We start from the raw sequence: 4,666 nt of genomic DNA, 5'->3' as shown, positions 1-4,666 counted from the left end.
AATAAATACCTGCAAGCTGCATGAGACTTGATAAACTATATTTGAACAAATTCTGTCCTAATAATTGGGGTATCTACACACTAGTGTTTTAAGCTAACGACTACACCGACCTCCTATGGAAACTCTTGGAGTTAAAGAAAATTTAAAACACTGTCAGAAACACTGTCAGAAACACTGTCAGCTAAACTCGTGTGTGATGCTATTCTTATCTTAGCATCAAAGAAGTAAAAACTTGACAGTCGTTGGCTGCTTAGTGCGTGAAAGCCGCACTGCGGCTTAAAAAGAAAAAGGCAGACAACTTTGGTCGCCTGCCTAACTCTCAGCGATCCCTACAGGATTCGAACCTGTGACCGTCTGCTTAGAAGGCAGATGCTCTATCCAGCTGAGCTAAGGGACCGAATTTGGAGTGCAAAGATAGTCAATTGAGTACTTTTTTCGGTTATCAGATGATCTGGCTATTTAAACTCAACGGTAAAAAGAGAGGTGCCTCGATCATTCAGAGTGCCTCTCTTAATACCATATCGAGGTGCTATCATTTCACCGCGAAGGAGATACGTGTGGTAGCCCATTCCAGATGTATCATACCATCGGACACGCGGTATCTGAGAGTTTCAACATGATCGATCTCGGTGACTTCCGCATCGGTTTCCAATACGTTCTTCGAAGTATCGAGGTTATAAGCACCCCACTGATCCGATACCGAATTCAACATTATAGGCCATTTGCCTTCTTCTTTGGGCATGGTAAAGAAAGAATAGGTTCCGGCCGCTACTTTGTTGCCGTTGATCATAACGTCTTCGGTGAACGTAATCGTAGTGGCTTTATCGGCACCCGCTCGCCACACCTTATTGTAGGGCAAAAGGTCTCCGAAAATGACGCGCTCACGGACCGATGGCGCATTGTACGTAATGGTAACTCCCACGTTTCCAATTTTTCCTTGAGTGGTTTGGAATGGGCTCTTCTTGTTCTGAGCTTGCGTACTCAGTCCTCCAAGTACGAGCAAGAGCGATAAAACAGCTGCGATTTTCTTCATTTCAACAGAATTGTTTTTAATTCAGGTCATTTAGTTGGTTCTATATATCTACCGATCGAGCCCCTAAGTTAAGAGATTTTCAAGTGATCTTCGTATCCACTAACCTTCAAGGGCCCCCGATGTTCAAAGTGCGGCTACCTCAAGCTACTCACTAGTGATTTTACAAAGTCAATGGCTCTCCGGAAATTAAAAACAACGCCCCGCGGCAACCATCCATGTGAAGCGGGCAATGCAAACCCTTCGGAAGTTGAACTATTCATCATCCTCTTCCCTAAGCTCCTGTAAAATGCCGTTTACATCGGCATCGACATTGGCCAGCTTCTTCTGACATAATTCCAGCAACAGCTTGGCGCGCTTTACTTTAGCCGTGAGCTCATCCACCGTAACATCGTCGTTCTGAAGGTCGCTCAAAATGCCTTTGAGCTCACCGTATGCCGTTTCATAATTCAGTTCTTCGCTCATCGATCTTCGTGATTTTACTAGTAATGAATTTATCGATCGTTTCGGTAGTCATTTCATCGCCCACCTGAACGGCCATACCCCGTTTCAGCCAATCCCCGTTTACGCGAGTCATGCTGTAACCGTACTGCAGCACTTGATCGGGGGCAACTGCCTTCAACCGAAAATACAAATTGTCGAGGCCATCTCTCGAACGCCGCACCTTCAGCGGAGCCCAATGCAGCAGCTGATCGCTCAGTTGTGTTAGTTCTCTCGGTGCATCAATATGCAACATGCGGTCAGATTCGCCGGCGATCAATTGGCGGGTTCTTTTAAGGCCCTCGCGGGCCGATGCAGCCCTTTGCTGGACCAATCGACCTAGGCGTTGGGCATCAGTACTCATCTGCATTATTCGCCACCTTAGGGCCGCGGTCGGTTTCGTGAGCAGGGTAGAGGTGGCCTCTTGCAGTTCCGATGCAGCACGGTGTCTGATGTCCTGAACGGCACTCGAAAGCTCTTTCTTGAATTGCTGCAGGCGTCCTAAGAAATTAACGGCTCTATCGATAAAGAAGTAGGCTGATGCCGTTGGTGTTTTGAGGTAGGTGTGCGCCACCAGATCGGCGACGCTGATGTCGGTTTCGTGTCCAATGCCTGTTATTACCGGGAGTGAGCAACGAGCTATTGCAAGTGCAAGTGGCTCCTGATTGAAAACATCCAAATCGATTTTAGAACCACCTCCTCGCAAGATAGCAACGCATTCGTAACGATGAGCATTGAGTTTTTCGAGAGCGTTGATGATCTGGGGTTGAGCTTTGTCTCCCTGAACGGTCACAGGAATTACCTCCACGGCGAAATCAAACCCCCAATGGTTGCGTTCGAGCTGTTTCACAAAATCCTGGAGTCCGGCCGAGTCGGGGGCTCCGATCAACGCGATACGCTGGGTCACCAGAGGGAGCGAGTGTTGTTTGTTGGTTTCAAAATGCCCATCGCGCCGTAGGCGCAGAATCGTTTCTTGTTTGCGTTTTTCTATTTCCCCGAGAACGGCGCCGAGATCGATGTTGAGGATCGTTAAGCTTAGCCCGAAGCGCTTGCTGAATTGGATTCCGGCCTTGAACACGATCCCTGAACCGGGTTTCATGAGGGCGTCGAATTCGTTACCCAGTTCCTTTCGAACGCCATCGAGTGCGGTCTTCCAGATCATGCCGCGCATTTCGGCGCGTATTACTTCTTCGTTGGCATCGACCAAATTCAGGTACGCGTGGCCGCTAGGGGCCATGCGGAATTCGCTGATCTCGGCCCGGATCCAGAAGAACTTGTCGCCGTAGAATTGAGTGATCATACGCTCCAGACTGGCGCTGATCTCTTCGAGCCGGTATATCTTTTTGTCGTTTTGCGTTTCGGGCATGCCTAAAGATAGGACTTCAGCTGCAAAACGATGCGCGCAACGGCCGGACAAACCTCGGTATTCTTGCGCGTGAGGTCGAGAATCTGATGCATGTTCTTTCGGTCGGTATGCGGATACTCACGGCATGCACGAGGCCTAAAGTCGTAAATAGAGCAGTAGTTATCGGGGCCTAAGAATGCGCAGGGCGAGCGCTGTAGTACGTAATCGTCGTCCGAATCGAGCCGCAAATACTTTTCTATAAAGGCAGAGGGCTTCATTCGCAAATGACTTGCGATACGGTCGATATCGCGATCGATGAAGATCGGACTCGTGGTTTTGCAACAATTGGCGCAATCCAAACATTCTATTTCCTCGAAAGCTTCGTAGTGAGCTTCCTGAAAATGATCGTCGAGCTTATTGGGTGTTTTTCGCTTCCAGCGAGCGAAGGTCTTTTTGATGCTTTTACCTTCGCTTTCGGCACGTTCGAGATATTTGCGGTAGTCGCTATTCATAGATCCCCGTTCTCTTCTTCGCGAAAGAGGGGATGAACGAATGGCAAGGCTGGAACTTTGGCCTGTTTGGCGATCTTGATGAAGTCCTTCAAGGCCGGATATTGATGCATGGTGAGGTAGTTGCCCAGTTCTTCCTTCTTTTTGTCGTTCTCTTCAGCCTCTACGCCTATGAATGGCAAGTGCAGGTTGTAGCACGACTTAATGTCCCAACTGGCGTCACCAACGTACACGATTCGTTTAAAGTTGTCGACACTGTGCTTTTTTTTGGCCTGATTGATCGCGTTAAGAATGATCCGATCCCGTGTTAATCCGTCGTCAGCTGTAACTACGTCCAGCTTTTTATAGTAAAAGCCGGAGCTCTCCAGCTTGAACTTGGCAGAGAATTTCCAACAGCCCGTGGCGATGATGAACTTCCATTTGCCGTGCTTGCCCAGCTCATGGAGTAGCGTTTGAATTCCGTCGACCGGTTCAAACTCATTGGAGTGTGTTTTGAATAGGCTTTTCAAGTTCTTCTTGAAGGCCTTTCTAAAGGAGTAGTACTCGTCGCGACTCGGATTTCGCCCCATGTGTTTTTGATAGAGCTCAAATACGACGGTGCTATCCGTGATGTTACGGAAGTCGTGAAAATCGATGGAGCCTATCTTTTTTTGAAAGATCTCTTCGGCCGTTTGTCGAAAGCAAGCTTCGTCGACGGGATTCGTTTTTGTAATGGTTCCGTCGATGTCAAAAATCACTAGGTTCATAGATCCGCCAATGGGCTTAGTACTGGTTTTTCGGCGGTTAAAATTAAGTGAATTAAAAGAAAAGCTAATGTTAAGTTTTACGAACCTGTGGTAGATCTAACCAGATATGGAGCTTGTGTTCGAGCTTATATTGCTGTTTGCCAGCGCTGTGTGTGGTGTATTCGATCAGGGTGTCGAATTTAAGTGGCTGTTTTCTTTCGATATAATTCCTAAAGTCATTCACAAAACCCTCGAATTCCTGCTCGGGATACATGAACATCCGAGAAGTAAATAAGCTCAACCTATCGATTCGTTTGTGAAGCATTCGTTGGCCAACTTGGTACTTTGTTCCGGTTACGGGTCTATTGAACGTGACCTTCAAGTCTTGGACCAACTCGGTGCCTATATGTTTGAGTTTAAAGCCCAATACGCGACCATCGACCTCAAATACAAGTGCTATTTGCGGTGGGAGTTTCATTTACCTGTTTCAACCGTCATTCCCTTTAGTTTCACCACCTGTTAATTTTGATGATTAGAAGTTAACAACCGACAGGGGCACTTTATCGCTTTTCCCGGG

At 47.6% G+C, this 4,666-nt stretch carries 6 protein-coding genes and 1 tRNA gene; all 7 read right to left on the bottom strand.

Going from position 1 to position 4,666, the window contains the following annotated elements; all coding sequences use genetic code 11:
• Window positions 1–323 precede the first annotated feature (323 nt).
• Window positions 324–397, bottom strand: a tRNA-Arg gene (locus J4F31_11980).
• A gap of 135 nt (window positions 398–532) precedes the next feature.
• Complete coding sequence (locus J4F31_11975; GenBank protein MCE2497274.1) at window positions 533–1,033, bottom strand: DUF2911 domain-containing protein; 501 nt, start codon at window positions 1,031–1,033, stop codon at window positions 533–535.
• Window positions 1,034–1,285: 252 nt separating this feature from the next.
• Window positions 1,286–1,495: an exodeoxyribonuclease VII small subunit gene (gene xseB, locus J4F31_11970; GenBank protein MCE2497273.1), complete on the bottom strand. Its 210-nt coding sequence runs from the start codon at window positions 1,493–1,495 to the stop codon at window positions 1,286–1,288.
• Window positions 1,473–2,876, bottom strand: coding sequence for an exodeoxyribonuclease VII large subunit (gene xseA, locus J4F31_11965; GenBank protein MCE2497272.1), 1,404 nt, complete (start codon window positions 2,874–2,876; stop codon window positions 1,473–1,475). Before xseA ends, xseB begins: the two co-directional genes overlap by 23 nt.
• Window positions 2,877–2,878: 2 nt before the next feature.
• The gene (locus tag J4F31_11960; GenBank protein ID MCE2497271.1) at window positions 2,879–3,367 is read right to left on the bottom strand and encodes a YkgJ family cysteine cluster protein; all 489 of its coding nucleotides are present in this window, start codon (window positions 3,365–3,367) and stop codon (window positions 2,879–2,881) included.
• The gene (locus J4F31_11955) at window positions 3,364–4,110 is read right to left on the bottom strand and encodes an HAD family hydrolase (protein ID MCE2497270.1); all 747 of its coding nucleotides are present in this window, start codon (window positions 4,108–4,110) and stop codon (window positions 3,364–3,366) included. Before J4F31_11955 ends, J4F31_11960 begins: the two co-directional genes overlap by 4 nt.
• A 70-nt stretch (window positions 4,111–4,180) precedes the next feature.
• Window positions 4,181–4,567 (bottom strand): hypothetical protein, encoded by a 387-nt coding sequence (locus tag J4F31_11950; protein ID MCE2497269.1) that lies wholly within the window; start codon window positions 4,565–4,567, stop codon window positions 4,181–4,183.
• Window positions 4,568–4,666: the final 99 nt, after the last annotated feature.

It is taken from the genome of Flavobacteriales bacterium, assembly GCA_021296215.1.
Classification (GTDB): domain Bacteria; phylum Bacteroidota; class Bacteroidia; order Flavobacteriales; family ECT2AJA-044; genus ECT2AJA-044.
This window is presented reverse-complemented; position numbering and strand designations above follow the sequence as displayed.

What these genes read in the sequence shown, in the direction of transcription:
- J4F31_11975 (MCE2497274.1), bottom strand. Translation starts at nt 1,033, where the DNA reads ATGAAGAAAATCGCAGCTGTTTTATCGCTCTTGCTCGTACTTGGAGGA.
- xseB (MCE2497273.1), bottom strand. Translation starts at nt 1,495, where the DNA reads ATGAGCGAAGAACTGAATTATGAAACGGCATACGGTGAGCTCAAAGGC.
- xseA (MCE2497272.1), bottom strand. Translation starts at nt 2,876, where the DNA reads ATGCCCGAAACGCAAAACGACAAAAAGATATACCGGCTCGAAGAGATC.
- J4F31_11960 (MCE2497271.1), bottom strand. Translation starts at nt 3,367, where the DNA reads ATGAATAGCGACTACCGCAAATATCTCGAACGTGCCGAAAGCGAAGGT.
- J4F31_11955 (MCE2497270.1), bottom strand. Translation starts at nt 4,110, where the DNA reads ATGAACCTAGTGATTTTTGACATCGACGGAACCATTACAAAAACGAAT.
- J4F31_11950 (MCE2497269.1), bottom strand. Translation starts at nt 4,567, where the DNA reads ATGAAACTCCCACCGCAAATAGCACTTGTATTTGAGGTCGATGGTCGC.